This is a genomic window from Phenylobacterium terrae (assembly GCF_042681205.1).
GTDB lineage: Bacteria > Pseudomonadota > Alphaproteobacteria > Caulobacterales > Caulobacteraceae > Phenylobacterium > Phenylobacterium terrae.
The window spans coordinates 393,177-409,813 of sequence record NZ_JBHUEY010000001.1 but is presented as its reverse complement, the minus strand read 5'-3'; the positions used below and the strand labels follow the sequence as shown (position 1 = coordinate 409,813).

Genomic DNA, 16,637 nt, shown 5'->3' with positions numbered 1-16,637 from the left:
CATGATCGGCGAGCTTTCGGATCGACACGCTCGACCACCCAAACTGCAGTACGCAAAGAGGCTTTCCCATGAACGGCGCCGAGGTGCTGGACGTCGGCAGAGACGCCATTTGGCTGACCATCCAGCTCTCGGCGCCGGTGCTCATCGTCGGTCTGATCGTCGGCGTCGCCATCGGCCTGTTCCAGGCCCTGACCCAGATCCAGGAGGCGACGCTCGTCTACGCGCCGAAGATCGTGGCCATCTTCGTGTCCCTGCTGCTGTTCCTGCCGGTGATGGGGGCGCTGATGAGCGGCTTCATGCGGCAGATCGCGGCCCGCATCGCCGGCATGTGAGGGGGCGCGCAGCCCCATGGAATCCTACGCCACAGCCGGCCAGGTCTGGGCCGCCGGGCTGATCTTCGCCCGCATCGGCGCCCTGCTGATGGTGATTCCCGGCGTCGGCGAGCAGTCGGTGCCGCCCCGCGTCCGGCTGGGCTTCGCCCTGCTGTTCGCCCTGATGCTCTACCCGGTCCTGGCCCCCTCGATGCCGCCCGTGCCGGGCACGGTGGGCAGCCTGGCGGCCCAGGTCATCAAGGAGATCCTGATCGGCTTGGTCATCGGGACCGTCCTGCGCCTGTTCCTGGCCTCGCTGGCCACGGCGGGCGAGGTGGTCTCGCTGCAGACCACCCTGTCGATCGCCCAGACGGCCAACCCGGGTCAGGCGCAGCCTACGGCGACGCTGGCCACCTTCTTGGGCCTCCTGGGCCTGGTGCTGATCATGACCACCGACCTGCACCACATGTTCATTTCGGCGATGGTGCGTTCCTACGCGCTGTTCCCGGTGATCAAGCCGCTGCCGGTCGCCGATTCCGCCCAGCTGGCGATCCGCACGGTGGGCGACAGCTTCGCCCTGGGGATCCAGCTCGCCGCGCCGGTGCTGGTGTTCAGCCTGGTGTTCAACATCGCCACCGGCCTGGTCGGGCGGATCATGCCGCAGTTCCCGGTGTTCTTCGTGGCCAGCCCGATCATGGTGCTGCTGGGCCTGTCGATCTTCGCCCTCAGCCTGGGGGCCGTCGGCCTCGTCTGGGTCGACCGCTACCGCCAGCTGGCGGACATCTTCGTGTGATCCATGGCTGAGGAAAACGAAGGCGCCTCGAAGACAGAAGAGCCGACACCGCACAAGCTCCAGAAGGCGCGGGAGAAGGGCGACGTCGTCAAGTCGGCGGACCTGGCGCCGCTGGCGGCGCTGCTGGCGGCGGCCGGCGTGATGGCGGTGATGGGCGGGCCCCTGGCGCGCGAGCTGGCGGTGGGGCTTCGCAGCTATATCGCCGAGGCCGGGAGCATGTCGCTGGAGGGCCATGCCGGCGCCCAGCTCCTGGCCCAGACGATGCAGTTGGGCGCGCCGGTGCTGCTGGCGGTGCTGGGGACCGCCGCCGTGGCCGCGGCCGCCGGCAATCTTGTCCAGCACGGCTTCATGTTCACGCCGGAGAAGCTGAAGTTCGAGTGGAAGAAGCTCTCGCCCATGCAGGGCGCGAAGCGGATCTTCGGCCCGGACGGGCTGTTCAACTTCCTCAAGACGATCGTGAAGATCCTGCTGGTCGCCGGCGTCGCCTGGTGGGCCGTGGATCCGCACTACGACGAGCTGCAGACGCTGGCGCGCATCTCGCCCATGGCCATCCTCCCGCTCGCCGCCGACCTGATGCGGCGGCTGGTGTTCGCGGTGGTGGTGCTGCTCGCCGTCGTCACCGGGATCGACTGGTTCTGGCAGCGCCACCGGTTCATCAAGCGGATGCGGATGACCAAGGAGGAGCTGAAGGACGAGTTCAAGCAGACCGACGGCGACCCGCACGTGAAGGCGCGCCTGCGGCAACTGCGTATCCAGCGGTCGCGCCGGCGGATGATGGCCGCGGTGCCGGACGCCACCGTGGTGATCATGAACCCGACCCACTTCGCCGTGGCCCTGAAGTACGAGCCGGGCGAGTTCGGCGCGCCGACCTGCGTCGCCAAGGGCCTCGACACCCTGGCCCTGAAGATCCGCGACGTGGCGAAGGACGCGAACGTGCCGGTGGTGGAGGATCCGCCGCTGGCCCGGGCGCTCTACGCCGCCGTCGAGATCGACGAGCAGATTCCCCCCAAACACTACGAAGCCGTGGCCAAGATCATCGGCTTCGTGCTGGCCGCCGCACGAAAGCGTGGGGCGAGCGCACTGTGAGAGTATGATCGATGCGTGATTCGGACGGGCTGGCCGCCCTGGCGCCGAACGATAGCCGAAGGTCCGGAATGGCGGACGCCGCGAGCGCAGCGCGCCCCAGGCGCAAGGGCAGCGCCCTGAACTGGCTGATCGGCCTGTTCTTCGGGGTCGCGGCCCTGTGCGCGGCCGCCCCCGTGCTCGTCGCCCCGGTGACCGCCGCCAGCCTGATGCTGCTGGTGGGGCTGGCCGGCGTCGCCTGCCTGGGCCTGCTCGCCCTGCGCAATCCGGCCGAGCCGGCGAGCGATCCCGAGCTCAGCCCCGAGGCGCTGCTGGAGGCGCTGCCGGAGCCGACCGCGCTGGCCGCCGCCGACGGGCGGATCCACGCCTGCAACGGCGCCTGGCGGGGCAGCGTCGGGATGGCGCCGCGCCTGCCGAAGAACGGCGCCAGCGGCGCGGGCCTGTTCGCCGGCCTGTCCGCCGCCCGCCGCGGCGAGACCGGCCGCGCCAGCCTGAAGATCGCCGGCGAGGACCGTCTGGTGGAGATCACCCCGGCGGGGCCACGCCGGTTCCTGGTGCGGCTGCTGGAGGGCGGGCCCGAGCCGCTGCGCCTGCCGGCCAAGGCCCTCGAGGTGCTGGCGGCGGTGGCCACCGCCAGCCCCCCGCCGCCCAAGGTGCTGGACGCCTTCGCCGCCGCCTCGCCGTTCGGCGCGGCGCTGCTGGAAGGGGAGGACCCCTTCGCTGCGGCCATCGTCGAGGCCAACCCCGCCCTGGCGGCGGTGGCCGGCGGCGGCGCGCCGGGACAGGTGTTCGGCGAGCTGATCGAGCCGGCCTCGCGGGCCGACGCGGCGCAGAAGCTGCAGGACGGCGCCCAGGGCGCGCTGGAGGTGCGGCTGTCGAGCGACCCTTCGCGCATCGCCCACCTGTACCTGGCCAAGAGCGACGGCCGCTGGGTGGCCTACCTCGTCGACGTCTCGGCCCAGAAGCAGATCGAGCTGCAGCTGGCCCAGAGCCAGAAGATGCAGGCCATCGGCCAGCTGGCCGGCGGCGTGGCCCACGACTTCAACAATCTGCTCACCGCCATCTTCATGCAGCTCGACGTGCTGGCCGCCCGCCATCCGGTGGGCGACCCCAGCTACGAGGGGCTGAACGAGATCCGCCAGACCTCCGCCCGGGCCGCCGACCTGGTCCGCAAGCTGCTGGCCTTCTCGCGCAAGCAGACGGTGCAGCGCGAGGTGCTGGACCTTGGCGAACTCATCTCCGAATTCGAGGTGCTGCTGCGCCGGGTGCTCTACGAGGACGTCAACCTCAAGACCGAGTACGGCCGCGACCTGCCGCAGGTGAAGGCCGACCGCAGCCAGCTGGAGACGGCGGTGATGAACCTGGCCGTCAACGCCCGCGACGCCGTGCGCGCCCATGGCGGCGGCACGGTCAGCATCCGCACCGCCCGCCTGACCGAGGCGCAGGCCCAGTCGATGGGCTTTGCGGCCGCCAAGGGCGACCAGGCGCTGATCGAAGTCGCCGACGACGGGCCGGGCATCCCGCCCGAGGTGATGGACAAGATCTTCGACCCCTTCTTCACCACCAAGCCGGTGGGCGAGGGGACGGGGCTGGGCCTGGCCACCGTCTACGGCATCGTCAAGCAGTCGGACGGCTGGATCAGCGTCCACACCAAGCCCGGCCAGGGCGCCGCCTTCCGCATCTTCCTGCCGGTGCACGTGCCGCTGGCCTCGGTCGAGCCCGCGCCCGCGCCGGTGAAGCCGCGGCCGGTGGCCCGCGACCTCTCCGGCGCCGGCAAGATCCTGTTCGTGGAGGACGAGGACGCGGTGCGCGGCGTCGCCGCCAAGCTGCTGCGCGCCCGCGGCTACGAGGTGATCGAGGCGGCGTCCGGCGAGGAGGCCCTGGAACTGGCCGAACAGCACGCCGGCGAGATCGACCTGATGATCTCCGACGTGGTGATGCCGGGGATGCAGGGGCCCGACCTGCTCAAGCACGCCCGGGCCTACCTGGGCGCGGCCCCGGTGATGTTCATCTCCGGCTACGCCGAGAGCGAGTTCTCCGACCTGCTGGAGGGCGAGAAGAACATCTCCTTCCTGCCCAAGCCCATCGACATCAAGACGCTGGCCGAACGCGTCAAGCTCGAGCTCCAGAAGGCGGCCTAGAGAGTTCCCCGCCGCCCGGGTCGGCGGCGACGGGCAGCGCCTGCGGCGCGACCGGCGGCCGACAGCCGCATCCCTCCGTTCCGCCAATCCGACCGCTGCGGCGGGGGACATCCGCCTGCGGCGACGCTGTGTCGGCGCTGTAACGTCTCGGCCGTTGACGAGGCCCGCCGGATCATCCTTGTTTGCCGGATTGATCGGCGCACCAAGAGGCGCCCGGGAGGTTATTGTTTTGGTCGATACTGCCAGCGGCGGCGCATCTCGCCTGCCAACAAGAACGAAGGTCGCGTTCGGCCTGGGGAGCGGCGCGGAGTCGGTCACCCTCTACGCCATCAGCCAGTTCGCGGTTCTCTACTATTTCCAGGTGCGCGGCCTGTCTCCGGCCCTCGCGGGCCTGGCGGTCTCCGTCAGTCTGGTGCTCGACGCGCTCTCCGACCCCTTCGCCGGGTCGCTGTCGGACCGCACGCGCTCGAAGTGGGGCCGGCGGCACCCCTACATGTTCGCCTCGCCGATCTTCATCGTCGCCGCGTTCATCGCCATCTTCAACCCGCCCGCCGCGCTCACCGACATGGGCCTGTTCTTCTGGTTCCTGGCCAGCGTGGTGGTCATGCGCCAGGCGATGACCTTCTACCACACGCCCCACCTGGCGCTGGGGGGCGAGCTCTCCACGGACTATGTCGAGAGGTCCAAGGTCATGGCGTGGGCCAGCTTCCTGGGCTGGGCCGGGGGCGCCTCGACCTTCTGGGTGGCCACCCGGCTGTTCTTCCCGGAGACGCCCGAGTACTCGAACGGACTGCTCAATCCGGAGCCGTGGTTCGCCTATTCGATGACGATGGGCGTGGTCGCCCTGCTGTTCCTGTACGGCTCGGCCTGGTTCACGCGCGACCGGATCCCCCATCTGCCGCAGCCGCCGGAGAACCAGCCGCCCTGGAGCCCGCTGGAGTTCTTCAAGGACATCGCCCGGGCGATGGGCAACATCAACTACGTGTGGATCATCGTCGGCTACTTCTTCCTGTCGATGATGGTGGGCCTGCGCAACGGCCTGCACATCTTCACCAACACCTTCTTCTGGGAGCTGAAGACGATCGACCTGTCGTGGTTCGTGATCGGCAGCTTCTTCGGCTTCCTCACCTCGTTCGTCGTGGCCCCGCGGGTGCACGGCAAGTTCGACAAGAAGCTGACGATGATCGTGTCCGGGCTGGCCTACGCCATCGTCCCGGCGATCCCGATGGTCCTGGGCCTGCTGGGGATCATGGGCCCCGAGACCCCGGGCCTGGTGCCGATCCTCATCGTCTTCCACGGGGCCGGCTGGTGCGCCATCAGCATCCTGAACATCAGCATCATGTCGGCGCTGGCGGACATCTCCGACGAGAACGAGCTGAAGCACGGCGTGCGCCAGGAAGGGGTGCTCTACGCGACGCGCGCCTTCTTCGCCAAGGTGGACGCCGCCATCGGCACCGCCTTCGCCGGCGTGGTGCTGGGCTTCATCAGCTTCCCTGAGAAGGCCAAGCCGGGCCAGGTCGCGCCCGAGGTGCTGCACAACCTCGTCATCTGGGACGCCCTGGTGGCGATGATCCCGGGCGTCTTGGCCGTGTATTTCTACACCCGGTACAAGATCACCCGCGGCAGCTACGACGCGACCCGGGCGGCGCTGAACGAGAAGAAGGGCCTCGCCGCCTCGCCCACGCTCACCGGCGTGATGGCGGCGGAGGACATCGGTAGCCCCCTCGAGAACCCGGGCGGCGCCAAGCCCGCCCCCGGTCAGGCATGACCCGCCGGCCTTAAAACCCAAGAAGGAGGAGCCGTCCCGTGAGCAGCACCCAGGCCGCCGGCGCGGACCGGCTCCCCTTCAAGACCAAGCTGGCCTTCGGCCTCGGCAGCGGGGCCGAGACGATCGCGCTCTACACGGTCAGCCAGTTCGCGATGCTCTACTACAACCAGGTGCTCGGGCTGCCCGGGCACCTGGCGGGCCTGGCGGTCTCGGCCAGCCTGATCCTCGACGGCCTGTCCGACCCGGTGGTCGGCTCGCTGTCGGACCGCACCCGGTCCAGGTGGGGCCGGCGGCACATCTACATGTTCTGGGCCCCGATCCCGATCGTCCTGGCCTTCATCGCCATCTTCAACCCGCCGGCCGGGCTCTCCCAGTGGGCGCTGTTCGCCTGGTTCATGCTGACGGTGATCCTGCTCCGGCAGGCGATGACCTTCTACCACACGCCGCACCTGGCGCTCGGCGGCGAGCTCTCCCGCGACTACACCGAGCGGTCCAAGGTGATGAGCTACAACAGCTTCTTCGCCTGGGCGGGCGGGGCGGCGACCAGCTGGATCGCGCTCAGCTACTTCTTCGTCGACACCCCGGAATACCCGCGCGGGCTGCTGAACCCGGAGCCCTACGCGCCCTATTCGCTGGTGATGGGCGCGGTGGCCCTGGCGGTGCTCTTCGGATCGGCCTGGTTCACCCGCGACCGCATCCCCCTGCTGCCCAAGCCCCCGGCCGAGTTGCCGCGCTGGAGTCCGCTCGAGTTCCTGAAGGACGTCGGCAAGGCGTTCCGGAACGTGAACTACGTCTGGCTGCTGGTCGGCTACTTCTTCCTGTCGATCATGATCGGCCTGCGGCAGACGCTGCATCTCTACGTCAACACCTTCTACTGGGAGCTGGGGTCGGAGCAGATCCGCTGGTTCGTGATCGGCTCCTTCGCCGGCTACTTCACCGCCTTCGTGGTCGCCGCGCGGCTGCACGGCCGGTTCGACAAGCGGCTGACGATGATCGTCGCCTGCGTGCTCTACGCCGTCATCCCCGGCCTGCCGGTCGTGCTGGGCGGGATGGGGATCCTCACGCCGCAGACGCCGGGCCTGCTGGCCATCCTCATCGCCATCGCCGCCCTCGGCTACGGCGCGGTCAGCGTGCTCTCGATCAGCGTCATGTCGGCGCTGGCCGACATCGCCGACCAGAACGAGCTGAAGTTCGGGGTGCGCCAGGAAGGGGTGCTCTATTCGACCCGGGCGCTGTTCGCCAAGGTGGACCAGGCGGTGGGCGCCTTCATCGGCGGCCTGGTGCTGACCATCATCGCCTTCCCGACCAAGGCCAAGCCGGGCCAGGTGCCGGACGAGATCGTCTGGAACCTGGCGCTCTGGGACGGCGTGATCGGCGGCGTGCCCGGCCTGATCGCGGCGCTGTTCTACGCCAAGTACGGCATCAACCGGCAGTCCTACGAGGCCACCAAGGCGGCGCTCGCGGCGCTGCGGCCCAAAGCGGCGGTCGCCGCCGCGGCCGTGCAGGGGGCCGAGGATGCGCCCGAGCCGCTGGGCGGGGGCGGCACGCCGCCTCAGGCCTCGCCGCGGCCCGCCGAATAGGCGGCGGATTACAGCGATTTAACCCGCGACGGCTTGCCGGGCGCGGGCCGGTGCGCCAAGCCTGCAAGCGTAACATTGGTAACACGCTGGGGCCCGCGAAGTGCTGAACCGCCGCCATCTTCTCGTAACCGCCGCCGCGCTCGCCGGCTCCGCCGCTGCGCCGGCCCTGGCACAGCCGGCGCCCGCGGGCTCGCCGCAGGCGCAGCTTGACGCCCTGCTGGAGGCCTTCTTCCAGGAGGCGCTGGACGACTCGCCCCAGCTCGCCACCCAGCTCGGCGTCGACACCGGAGCGCGCGCCGCGGCCAAGTCGCAGCTGGACGACCGCTCCATCGCCGACCTCGAGCGCGACAAGGCCCGGACCGCCGACCAGCTGCGGCGGCTGAAGGCCGTGCCCCGCGCCCCGCTCACCGGCATGGCCGCCGTCAACTACGACGCCGTGCTCGACGGCCTGGAGCGGGCCGACGCGGCCAACCGGCGCTTCGTCTACGGCAACGGCGGGGCGGGCCAGCCCTACGTCCTCAGCCAGCTCACCGGGGCCTACCGCTCCATCCCCGACTTCCTGGGGACCCAGCACACCATCGAGACCAAGGCCGACGCCGACGCCTATCTCGCGCGGCTGGAGGCCTACGCCACTGTGATGGACCAGGAGGCCGAGCGGGCCCGTCGCGACGTCGGCCTGGGCGTCGTCCCGCCCGACTTCGTCATCGAGCGCTCGCTGCAGCAGATGCGCGCCCTGAAGGTCGCCCCTGAGGCCTCCCCGCTGGTCAGCTCGGTCGCGGACCGGGCCCGGGAGAAGGGCATCGCCGGCGACTACGCCGCCCAGGCGGCGAAGATCTACGCGGACAAGGTGGTCCCGGCGCTCGACCGCCAGATCGCCTTCATGGAGGGGCTGAAGCCCCGCGCGGTGCACGACGCCGGCGTCTGGCGGCTGCCGGACGGGGAGGCCTACTACGCCCACGCCTCCCAGGCCTCGACGACCACCCGGATGACGCCGGACGAGATCCACCAGATGGGGCTAGACGAGTCCCGCCGGCTCTCCGACCGCGCCGAGGTGCTGCTGCGCAAGCTGGGGATGACGAAGGGGACGGTCGGCCAGCGGATCCGCGCGCTCTACGACGATCCCAAGCACCACTATCCCAACACCGACCCTGCCAAGGAAAAGCTGATCGAGGATCTGAACGCCCAGGTGAAGGCCATGATGGCTCGCCTGCCGGAGGTGTTCGGCCGCCTCCCCAAGGCGCCCGTCGAAGTGCGCCGCGTGCCGAGCTTCATCGAGGCCGGCGCGCCGGGCGGCTACTACAATCAGCCCACCCTCGATGGCTCGCGGCCGGGGATCTACTGGATCAACCTGCGCGACACGGCCGAGTATCCCAAGTGGACCCTGCCGACGCTCACCTACCACGAGGCCGTGCCGGGCCATCACATGCACCTGGCCATCCAGCAGGAGACCGAGCTGCCGATGATCCGGCGGGCGACCTTCCTGTCCGCCTACGGCGAGGGCTGGGCGCTCTACGCCGAGGAACTGGCCCGGGAGATGGGCGTCTACGAGGACGATCCGCTGGGCGAGATCGGCTACCTCCAGTCCTCGCTGTTCCGCTCGGCCCGGCTGGTGGTCGACACCGGGCTGCACGCCAAGCGCTGGAGCCGCGAGAAGGCGATCGAGACGATGACCTCCATCGACGGCTCGCCGACCAGCGCCGCCACCACCGAGATCGAGCGCTACTGCGTCTGGCCGGGCCAGGCCTGCAGCTACATGGTCGGCAAGCTCACCTGGCTGCGCCTGCGCGAGGCGGCCAAGGCGAAGATGGGCGCCAGGTTCGACCTGCGCGCCTTCCACGACATGGCGCTGGCGAGCGGCTCGGTGCCGCTGACGGTGCTCGAGCGCCGCGTCACCGACTGGAGCGAGGGCCGGGCGGTTTAGGGCTTGGGTTACCCCGCCCGCTTCAGCCCGGGCCGGATGGCGGGCGCGCGGGCCTCGATGCGCGCGGGCTCGTCGGAGGGGGCGCCGTAGAGGTAGCCCTGGGCCAGGTCCACGCCGGCCTGGCGCACGGCCTGCTCGGCGGGCTTGGTCTCGACCATCTCGGCGACCGTGCCGACGCCCAGCTCGGCGCACATCCGCACCAGGTGGCGGATGAAGGTGGTCTCCCGCCCGCCGTGCTGCAGTTCCTTGATGTAGCGGCCGTCGATCTTGACGAAGTCGAGCGGCAGTTGCTGGACGTAGGCCAGCGAGGCCGCGCCGGCTCCGAAGTCGTCGAGGCAGATCTTGCAGCCTTCCTCGCGCAGCAGCTGCAGGTTCGCCTGGGCCATCGGCATGTCGGTGATCGCCGCGCTCTCGGTCAGCTCGAACAGCAGCCGGCCGCGGACGGCGGGGCTGCCGGCGATCATCAGGGCGACCTTGGCGACGAAACTCCCGGACTGGGCGGTCCGGCCGGACATGTTGACCGCCAGCTTCAATCCCGGCGTGGCGACCAGCTTGGCGATGGACTGCTCGGCCACCGCCAGGTCCAGGCTCTCGATCAGGTCGAGCTCCTCGGCCATGCGGATCATCGGGAAGGGGCTCTCGTCCTGGCCGAAGCGGACCAGCACCTCGTGGTGGTGCACCGCCCCGCCGGCCTTCAGGTTGACGACCGGCTGGTAGACGAGGCGGAACTGCTTGTCGGCCAGGGCCTGGCCGAGGGCGCCCACCTCCATGGCCGTCCGGCGGACCGAGTCCGTCACCGCCTGGCTCAGGCTGGCCGGCACCGCCGCGTCCAGGCCGTCGGCGATGAAGCTGTCGACGGCGTAGCGGATGGCGCGGATCACCTGGTTGGGCGAGGCCTCGCCGGTCAGCGACATGGCCTGCCCGGCGGGGGTGACCGTGTCCTCGGCCACGCCCAGCATCCTGAGCAGCCGGCGCGCCAGGCCGTCGGGGCTCTCGCCGCGCGGGCGGACGAGGGCGAAGCGGTCCTCGCCCAGCTCGGCCGCCGCCGACCCGCCGTGCGAATGCGCCCGCAGGAGGCCGGCCAGCTCCTGATCCATGTCGCCCTGGCCGCCGCGGACGCTGGTCAGGCCCGAGAGCTCCACCAGCGCCAGCTCCAGCTCCAGGCCGGTGGTCTTGGCGCTCTCGAACAGGGTGGCGGTGACCTGCTCGAAGCTGTCCTTCGAGTGCAGGCCCAGGGCGGCGGTGCGGGGCGGCGGCGCGGCGCGGGTGAGCGCGCAGGAGATCGCCCCCTCGTTCTGCGGCAGGCGGAAGACGGAGAGCGCGGCGGCCCGCTCGGCCTGCCCAGCGTCCCCCGCCAGCCGCACGACCACCGGCCCGCCCCGCAGGCCGTCCTTCAGGCCCCGGAACAGGGCCTCGGCCATGGCCCGGTCGTAGTCGTCGATGAAGTCCGACCAGGGCCGGCCGACCAGCTGCGCGTCCGGCGAGCCGGACAGGGCCTCGGCGGCGCCCGCCGCGAAGGCGATCCGCCCGTCCGGCGCGATTTCGATGAGCAGGTCGGCGCTCGCGAACGCGAAGCCGACGAACCGTGACAGGGCAGCGTTCAAGCGCGGCTCCTTCCCCCCATATAGCGCCACTATCCGAGCTCAGCCTTAATGGGCCTTTGAGGGCGCGCGAAAAAGTTGCCGGACGCAACCACATGGTGCGCCAGGGGCGCCGTCGCTTCCTTCCGGTCCGCCGCCGGGACATGCTCGCGCCGCATGCGCGACCGACTCACCGCCCGCATCCTGCTGTTCGACGCCGCCGGCCGGTTGCTGCTGATGAAGGGCCGGCTGCCCACCGCGCCGGACGCACCGGGCGCGTGGTTCACCGTCGGCGGCGGGGCCGAGCCCGGAGAGACCGTGCATCAGGCCGCCGCGCGCGAGGTGGTCGAGGAGACCGGCTTCACCGACGTCGAGATCGGCCCGGTGGTGTGGCGGCGCACTGCGCCCTACCGGCTGGTCGGCGGCGAGCTGGTGATGTTCCAGGAACACTACCTCGTCGCCCGCTGCCGGGGCGGCGAGCCCTGCCGCGACGCCTGGGAGCCGCACGAACTGGACCTCGTCGACGACATCCGCTGGTGGACGCTCGAGGAGCTGATGGCCTGCGAGGAGGACGTCTATCCCCTCGGGCTGCGGGAGCTGCTCCCCGACGTCCTGGCCGGCCGCTACCCGGCCGAGCCGCTGGTGATCCGGTGAGGGGTGACAGGTAGCGCAACCCGTCACCGGCGCGCCTCGGTGAGGGGTTGGCGCGTCAGGATGGGTGGCCGGCATGAAGCCGGCCATGACGAGGGCGGGAGACTATGGCGTCGGCGCCGGCTCCGGGACGGCCTCGGGCGGGGCCGCGTCGAGCGTGGCGGCGTCGGGGGCCGGAATGAGCTCGGGTTGGACTTGCGGGACCGCCTCGGCCTGCGCGGCCGCCGCCTCGCCGGCGCTGGCGGCGCTCACCGGCGCCGGAGGGGGACCACCCGCCGCCTCCAGATCCGCCAGCGTGGCGGGCGCGTTCCCGGGCGGCGAACCGGCCGCGCCGGGCGGAGGCGCGACTTCGGCGAGCGTCGCAGGGCCCGGCCCCTTGGCGCTCTCCTCCTTCTTGTCCATGCCGAACAGCTTCTTCACCCCGCCGACCAGGCCCTTGCCGATCGACTGGCCGGCGAGCCCGCCCACGGCGCTGCCCAGCGGCCCGCCGGCCGCCCCGGCGGTGTAGCCCAGGGCCCCGCCGACGGCCGCGCCCAGGCTGTCGACCACGCCCGGCTTTTCCTTCTCTTCCGCCAGCGCGGCCGATGGGATCAGTACGGCGGCCGCGGCGATGGCGAGCGTCTTGCGCATCGGATCACCTCTCTGATGAGCCGCCCCCGTTGAGTCAGGGTCCTTCAACGCCCCCGCGCCCGGCGGGTTCTGGCGCCGCTTCAGGCGGGCGCGGCGTCCGCATGTCGCGGCAGGTCGTCCTCGGGCGGCCACCAGCTGGCCTGCGAGGCCGTGTAGAACCAGAAGCCGGGACGCGTCTCCACCGGCTCGTCCAGCGATCCGGCCCGCAGCCGCATCACCTCCGGCGTCTCGTCCCGCTGGCTGAACACCGGGCTGCCGCAGACCCCGCAGAACACCCGCCGCTTGCCGGGCGAGGACCGGTATTCCCTCAGCTCGGCCTCGCCGCTCAGCAGGCGGAAGTCGGCGCTGGCCACCGGGATGTTGGCCCCGAAGGCCGAGCCCTGCGCCTTGCGGCACTGGCCGCAGCAGCACAGCTGGATGGGCGCCAGCGGCCCTTCGACTTCGAAGCGGACCGCCCCGCAGAGACAGCTGCCCGTGTGCATGTGACCTCCCGATGCCGAGGCCCGCTGCCTAGCCCGGGGAGGCGGACCCGTCACGCATCGTCTGCGCCACCATGCTGATCCCCGTAACCGCTCCGTTGTCGAGCACCGGCGAGAGCGCCAGATGGACGGGCGTTTCGTCCAGTCCCTTCGAGAGCACGGCCGAGGTCAGCGACTGGGCCTGGCGTTGGTCGATGACCGCCTCGATGGCGGCGGCCACGGTGTGGCGGGCCGCCGGGCGGATGATCTGCACAAGCTGAAGTCCCGCCAGGTCCTCGGCCGCGAGGCCGGTGAGGTGGGCCAGCCCCTGGCCCACCTCGGTGAACCGGCCCCTCAGGTTGATGGCGGCCCAGCAGGCGCCGGGCAGGGCCCGGAAGGCGGCCACCTCGGACTCCAGCCGCTGTCTCGTCTCCCGTTCGAGCACCTCTTCGCGGCGGCTCTGCAGCAGCACCGCCACGCCGCCGAGGTAGGGGAAGGCGCGGACGCGGTAGAAGCGGCCGGAGGCCAGCGCCGAGGGCGCTTCGAAGTCGGCGACTTCGCCGTCCGCCATCGTCTGGTGCAGGAAGGCGTGGACGATCGCGTAGGACTTGGGGAACGCCTCTTCGAGGCTCCTGCCGACCAGGTGCGCTTCGCCCCGTTCGGCCATCACGCAGAAGGCCCGGTTCACGCTCAGGATCCGCAGCTCGCGATCGAGTGCGACAAAGCCCTGGTTGATGTTGTCGAGCAGCGTCGCCAGCGCCCAGTCCAATGTCGGCTGGGACGACGACTGGTCGTTCTGAGGCGCACGGGCCGCGCAGTAGGCGTCGGCGGACAAAAGCACGACGCGAGGTTTACCATGCTTGGTCACGATGACCGGGGTGGTCATGGCCTTATCCTGCCATGTACCGAAATTCCGGCTGATGGCGGCAGCCGTCACCTCGACAGCATTTGGAATGGATCCCCCCATCATGCCCCCAACTTACGCGGAACTTGTACAGTGAGCTAGCACCTTCTAGCAACCATGGCGACAGTAAACTCGCCTTTACCTTGTAGTCCGCTCTAGCGACTGGCCTTTTGGTCACAGCGCGCAGATCCCGCGCGCTCGATTGTCCGGAGAATCCGGATTTCGCCGCCGCACGCCCTGGCAAGCCAGGCCGGCGCAGGCTGCTCCGTCCACGGAAGCGGCTTGCGAGGGTGAAAAATGAGCCGATCAGGACTTTGGCGGGCTCTTGCCAGGGATCGTGCCGGCGTATCGGTCGTGGAGTTCGCGCTGATCGCGCCGTTCCTGACCATGCTGCTGGTCGGGATCATGACCTACGGCGGCTACTTCTGGACGGCGCACAGCGTCCAGCAGCTCGCCAACGACAGCGCCCGGGCCGCGATCGCCGGCCTTGACGCCCAGGAGCGGCAGGAGATCGCCGAGGCGACGCTCGCCGCCGGCCTGGCGCACCATCCGTTCCTCGATCCCGACCGCGCCGGCGTCACGGTGATGGAGGCGGCCGAGGGCGTCGCCGTCAGCGTCACCTTCGACGCCTCCGAGAGCTTCATCTTCCTCTTCGACTTCATCCCGATGCCGCCGCCGATCATCGACCGGCAGGCCGCCGTGCGGCTCGGAGGCTACTGATGCGCGCCCTGACCCGAGGCGGGCGGTTCCTCGCCTGCGAGCGCGGCAACGTCGTGGTCGCCATCGCGGCGGCCGGGGGCCTTCTGATGGGCGTCTCGGCCCTGGCGGTCGACCTCGGCTCGGTCTACCTGCAGACCCGCAAGCTGCAGGGCATGGCCGACCTCGCCGCCATCGCGGCGGCCCGGGACCTCGCCAACGCCCAGGCGGCGGCCGAGGCCACGGTGGCGGCGAACGGCTGGGACGGGCCGGTGTCGGTGAACGTCGTGCTGGGCCGGTATCGGGCGCTGCCGGACAAGGCGCCGGACGAGCGGTTCACGGCGGGCGATCCCCAGTCGAACGCCGCGCGCGTGGAGCTCGCCGCCGAGGCGGACCTGTACTTCGCGCAGATGCTGATCGGCAGGAAGACGCTGGCCGTCCGGCGCAGCGCCACCGCGGCGCGGGCCGACCTCGCGAGCTTCTCCATCGGGACCGGCCTGGCCGCCCTGGAGGGAGGGGTCGCGAACAAGCTGCTGTCCGCGCTCACCGGCGGGCAGGTGTCGCTGTCGCTGATGGACTACGAGGCGCTGGCGCAGGCCGACGTCGAGCTGTTCGACTATGTGGACGCGCTCCGCACCGAGGCGGCTCTCGACGCGGGCAGCTTCGACGAGGTGCTGTCCGCCGACCTCACCACGGCCCAGGCGCTGGCCGCGCTGTCGAAGGCGCTCAGCAAGGACGGCCAGTCCCGCGCGGCCTCGGCCGCCGCCAAGATCTCCGCCGCAGCCTCGAAGCTGGGCGATGCGCGGCTTCGCACGCTCCTGGACCTCGGGCCGATCGGCGCGCAGGACAAGCTGGCCTCCGTCAAGGCCACGAGCCTGAACGTCTCGGCGCTCGACCTGGCCCAGGCCCTTCTCACCGCCGCGCAGGGCGGTCGGGCGGTGGAGCTGGACCTTGCCGGCCAGGCGCCTGGCCTGGTCGACCTCGACGTGCGGCTCGCCATCGGCGAGCGGCCGAACCAGTCGCCCTGGCTCGCCGTCGACGGCGAGGGCGGCGTGACCATCCGCACGAGCCAGGCCCGCATCTATCTGGAGGCCAAGGCTCTGGGCCTTCTGGGCGCGATCGGCCTCAAGCCGGTGCGGCTGCCGGTGCTGGTCGAGCTGGCCCCCGGCGAGGCGAAGCTCGGGGCCATCAGCTGTCCGGCCGAGGCGGCGCAGCGGCGCGTCGTCCTCGACGTGCGCCCGGGCGTGGGAGAGCTGGTGGTCGGCGACCTGGACGAATCCAAGCTCGCCGACTTCAAGCAGGAGCTCGAGGTCGGGCCCGCGAGGCTCCTCGACCTGGGCCTCATCCAGGCGCGCGGCTCGGCCCGCGCGAGCATCGGCGGCGAGGCCTGGAAGTCGGTGAGCTTCAACGCCTCGGACATCGCGGCCAGGAAGATCAAGTCGGTTCAGACGAGCGACATCGCCGAGGCCACGATCGGCTCCCTGGTCGCCAACACGCGGGTGACCGCCCAGGTCGGCGCGCTGCCGGCGCCGACGATCGCCGGCTCGGTGCTCTCCGTGCTGGCGCCGCTGGGCGAGCCGCTGGACGCGGTGCTTGGCCGACTCACCGGCCTGCTTGGGGTGCGGCTCGGGGAGGCGGACGTGCGGGTCCACGGCCTGCGCTGCCGCGATGCGGTCCTGGTCGCGTGAGAAACCTTCGGGTGGGCTGCGGCCAATCCGCCGTCGATCTCGACGTCGAGTGGGACGCCGACGCCGAATTCGTGACCTTCAGCCGCCCCGGGCCGCACGGGAGCGGGGGAGCGGCGCGTTTTCGGGCGTCCCCGGGGCGGGGCGCCGCGCGCGTGAACAGCCCCGGCGGCGGCCCCCCTCAGGCCAAGCTTGTCATTGCCCCGACACACGATGCGGCCACCTAAGGGGCCGTCCTTCGGGACGTTTCCTCCCTAAAGCCTTGGCCGCGCCCCTCCGGGCGCGGCCCTTTTTCGATCACGGTTCCGCGAGCGGGGGCCAGCTCTGCAGGAACATCTTGCGAACAGAGAACAAACAAGGTACGCATCGATCATTCGACGCGCGGCGGGACAAGCCATCTTAGCCCCGGTCGGGTTGGCGGAATCGTGGGATAAGG

General features: G+C 70.9%; 14 protein-coding genes. 10 read left to right on the top strand and 4 right to left on the bottom strand.

Annotation, left to right across the window (positions count from 1 at the left end; all coding sequences use genetic code 11):
- Positions 1–68 precede the first annotated feature (68 nt).
- The 7 genes from fliQ (at position 69) to ACFSC0_RS01975 (ending at position 9,597) form a co-directional block, all read left to right on the top strand.
- A complete protein-coding gene (fliQ, locus tag ACFSC0_RS02005) occupies positions 69–332 on the top strand; it encodes a flagellar biosynthesis protein FliQ (RefSeq protein WP_377281020.1) in 264 nt (87 codons plus the stop codon).
- Positions 333–348: 16 nt separating this feature from the next.
- Positions 349–1,104, top strand: coding sequence for a flagellar biosynthetic protein FliR (fliR, locus tag ACFSC0_RS02000; RefSeq protein WP_377281021.1), 756 nt, complete (start codon positions 349–351; stop codon positions 1,102–1,104).
- A gap of 3 nt (positions 1,105–1,107) precedes the next feature.
- Positions 1,108–2,190: a flagellar biosynthesis protein FlhB gene (flhB, locus tag ACFSC0_RS01995; protein ID WP_377281022.1), complete on the top strand. Its 1,083-nt coding sequence runs from the start codon at positions 1,108–1,110 to the stop codon at positions 2,188–2,190.
- Positions 2,191–2,258: 68 nt separating this feature from the next.
- Complete coding sequence (gene cckA, locus ACFSC0_RS01990; protein WP_377281023.1) at positions 2,259–4,328, top strand: cell cycle histidine kinase CckA; 2,070 nt, start codon at positions 2,259–2,261, stop codon at positions 4,326–4,328.
- Between the two features lie 229 nt (positions 4,329–4,557).
- Positions 4,558–6,096, top strand: coding sequence for an MFS transporter (locus ACFSC0_RS01985; RefSeq protein WP_377281024.1), 1,539 nt, complete (start codon positions 4,558–4,560; stop codon positions 6,094–6,096).
- 38 nt (positions 6,097–6,134) lie between these two features.
- Entirely contained in the window at positions 6,135–7,676 is a 1,542-nt protein-coding gene (locus tag ACFSC0_RS01980) for an MFS transporter (RefSeq protein WP_377281025.1), read from the top strand.
- 100 nt (positions 7,677–7,776) lie between these two features.
- Positions 7,777–9,597, top strand: a complete 1,821-nt coding sequence (locus ACFSC0_RS01975; RefSeq protein WP_377281026.1) for a DUF885 domain-containing protein — start codon at positions 7,777–7,779, stop codon at positions 9,595–9,597.
- An 8-nt stretch (positions 9,598–9,605) separates the two neighbouring features.
- Here ACFSC0_RS01975 and ACFSC0_RS01970 read toward each other — a convergent pair whose 3' ends face one another.
- Positions 9,606–11,201, bottom strand: a complete 1,596-nt coding sequence (locus tag ACFSC0_RS01970; protein WP_377281027.1) for an EAL domain-containing protein — start codon at positions 11,199–11,201, stop codon at positions 9,606–9,608.
- Between the two features lie 153 nt (positions 11,202–11,354).
- Between ACFSC0_RS01970 and ACFSC0_RS01965 the strand changes: the two genes are divergently transcribed.
- Positions 11,355–11,831: an NUDIX hydrolase gene (locus ACFSC0_RS01965; protein ID WP_377281028.1), complete on the top strand. Its 477-nt coding sequence runs from the start codon at positions 11,355–11,357 to the stop codon at positions 11,829–11,831.
- A 102-nt stretch (positions 11,832–11,933) separates the two neighbouring features.
- On the opposite strand, the gene ACFSC0_RS01960 is transcribed toward ACFSC0_RS01965, so the two are convergent.
- The 3 genes from ACFSC0_RS01960 to ACFSC0_RS01950 form a co-directional block, all read right to left on the bottom strand.
- On the bottom strand, positions 11,934–12,458 hold the full coding sequence (locus ACFSC0_RS01960; RefSeq protein WP_377281029.1) for a hypothetical protein: 525 nt from the start codon (positions 12,456–12,458) through the stop codon (positions 11,934–11,936).
- A gap of 80 nt (positions 12,459–12,538) precedes the next feature.
- Positions 12,539–12,940 (bottom strand): GFA family protein, encoded by a 402-nt coding sequence (locus ACFSC0_RS01955; RefSeq protein WP_377281030.1) that lies wholly within the window; start codon positions 12,938–12,940, stop codon positions 12,539–12,541.
- A gap of 28 nt (positions 12,941–12,968) precedes the next feature.
- Positions 12,969–13,883, bottom strand: a complete 915-nt coding sequence (locus ACFSC0_RS01950) for a type II toxin-antitoxin system prevent-host-death family antitoxin (RefSeq protein WP_377355171.1) — start codon at positions 13,881–13,883, stop codon at positions 12,969–12,971.
- Between the two features lie 291 nt (positions 13,884–14,174).
- Between ACFSC0_RS01950 and ACFSC0_RS01945 the strand changes: the two genes are divergently transcribed.
- Positions 14,175–14,540 (top strand): TadE/TadG family type IV pilus assembly protein, encoded by a 366-nt coding sequence (locus ACFSC0_RS01945; RefSeq protein WP_377281032.1) that lies wholly within the window; start codon positions 14,175–14,177, stop codon positions 14,538–14,540.
- A complete protein-coding gene (locus ACFSC0_RS01940; protein WP_377281033.1) occupies positions 14,540–16,204 on the top strand; it encodes a TadG family pilus assembly protein in 1,665 nt (554 codons plus the stop codon). The genes ACFSC0_RS01945 and ACFSC0_RS01940 overlap by 1 nt, the downstream gene beginning before the upstream one ends.
- Positions 16,205–16,637 lie beyond the last annotated feature (433 nt).

Bases quoted from the DNA above. Each gene is read 5' to 3' on its own strand.
- fliQ (WP_377281020.1), top strand. From the start codon at position 69: ATGAACGGCGCCGAGGTGCTGGACGTCGGCAGAGACGCCATTTGGCTG.
- cckA (WP_377281023.1), top strand. From the start codon at position 2,259: ATGGCGGACGCCGCGAGCGCAGCGCGCCCCAGGCGCAAGGGCAGCGCC.
- fliR (WP_377281021.1), top strand. From the start codon at position 349: ATGGAATCCTACGCCACAGCCGGCCAGGTCTGGGCCGCCGGGCTGATC.
- ACFSC0_RS01960 (WP_377281029.1), bottom strand. From the start codon at position 12,458: ATGCGCAAGACGCTCGCCATCGCCGCGGCCGCCGTACTGATCCCATCG.
- ACFSC0_RS01965 (WP_377281028.1), top strand. From the start codon at position 11,355: ATGCGCGACCGACTCACCGCCCGCATCCTGCTGTTCGACGCCGCCGGC.
- ACFSC0_RS01940 (WP_377281033.1), top strand. From the start codon at position 14,540: ATGCGCGCCCTGACCCGAGGCGGGCGGTTCCTCGCCTGCGAGCGCGGC.
- ACFSC0_RS01955 (WP_377281030.1), bottom strand. From the start codon at position 12,940: ATGCACACGGGCAGCTGTCTCTGCGGGGCGGTCCGCTTCGAAGTCGAA.
- flhB (WP_377281022.1), top strand. From the start codon at position 1,108: ATGGCTGAGGAAAACGAAGGCGCCTCGAAGACAGAAGAGCCGACACCG.
- ACFSC0_RS01950 (WP_377355171.1), bottom strand. From the start codon at position 13,883: ATGGGGGGATCCATTCCAAATGCTGTCGAGGTGACGGCTGCCGCCATC.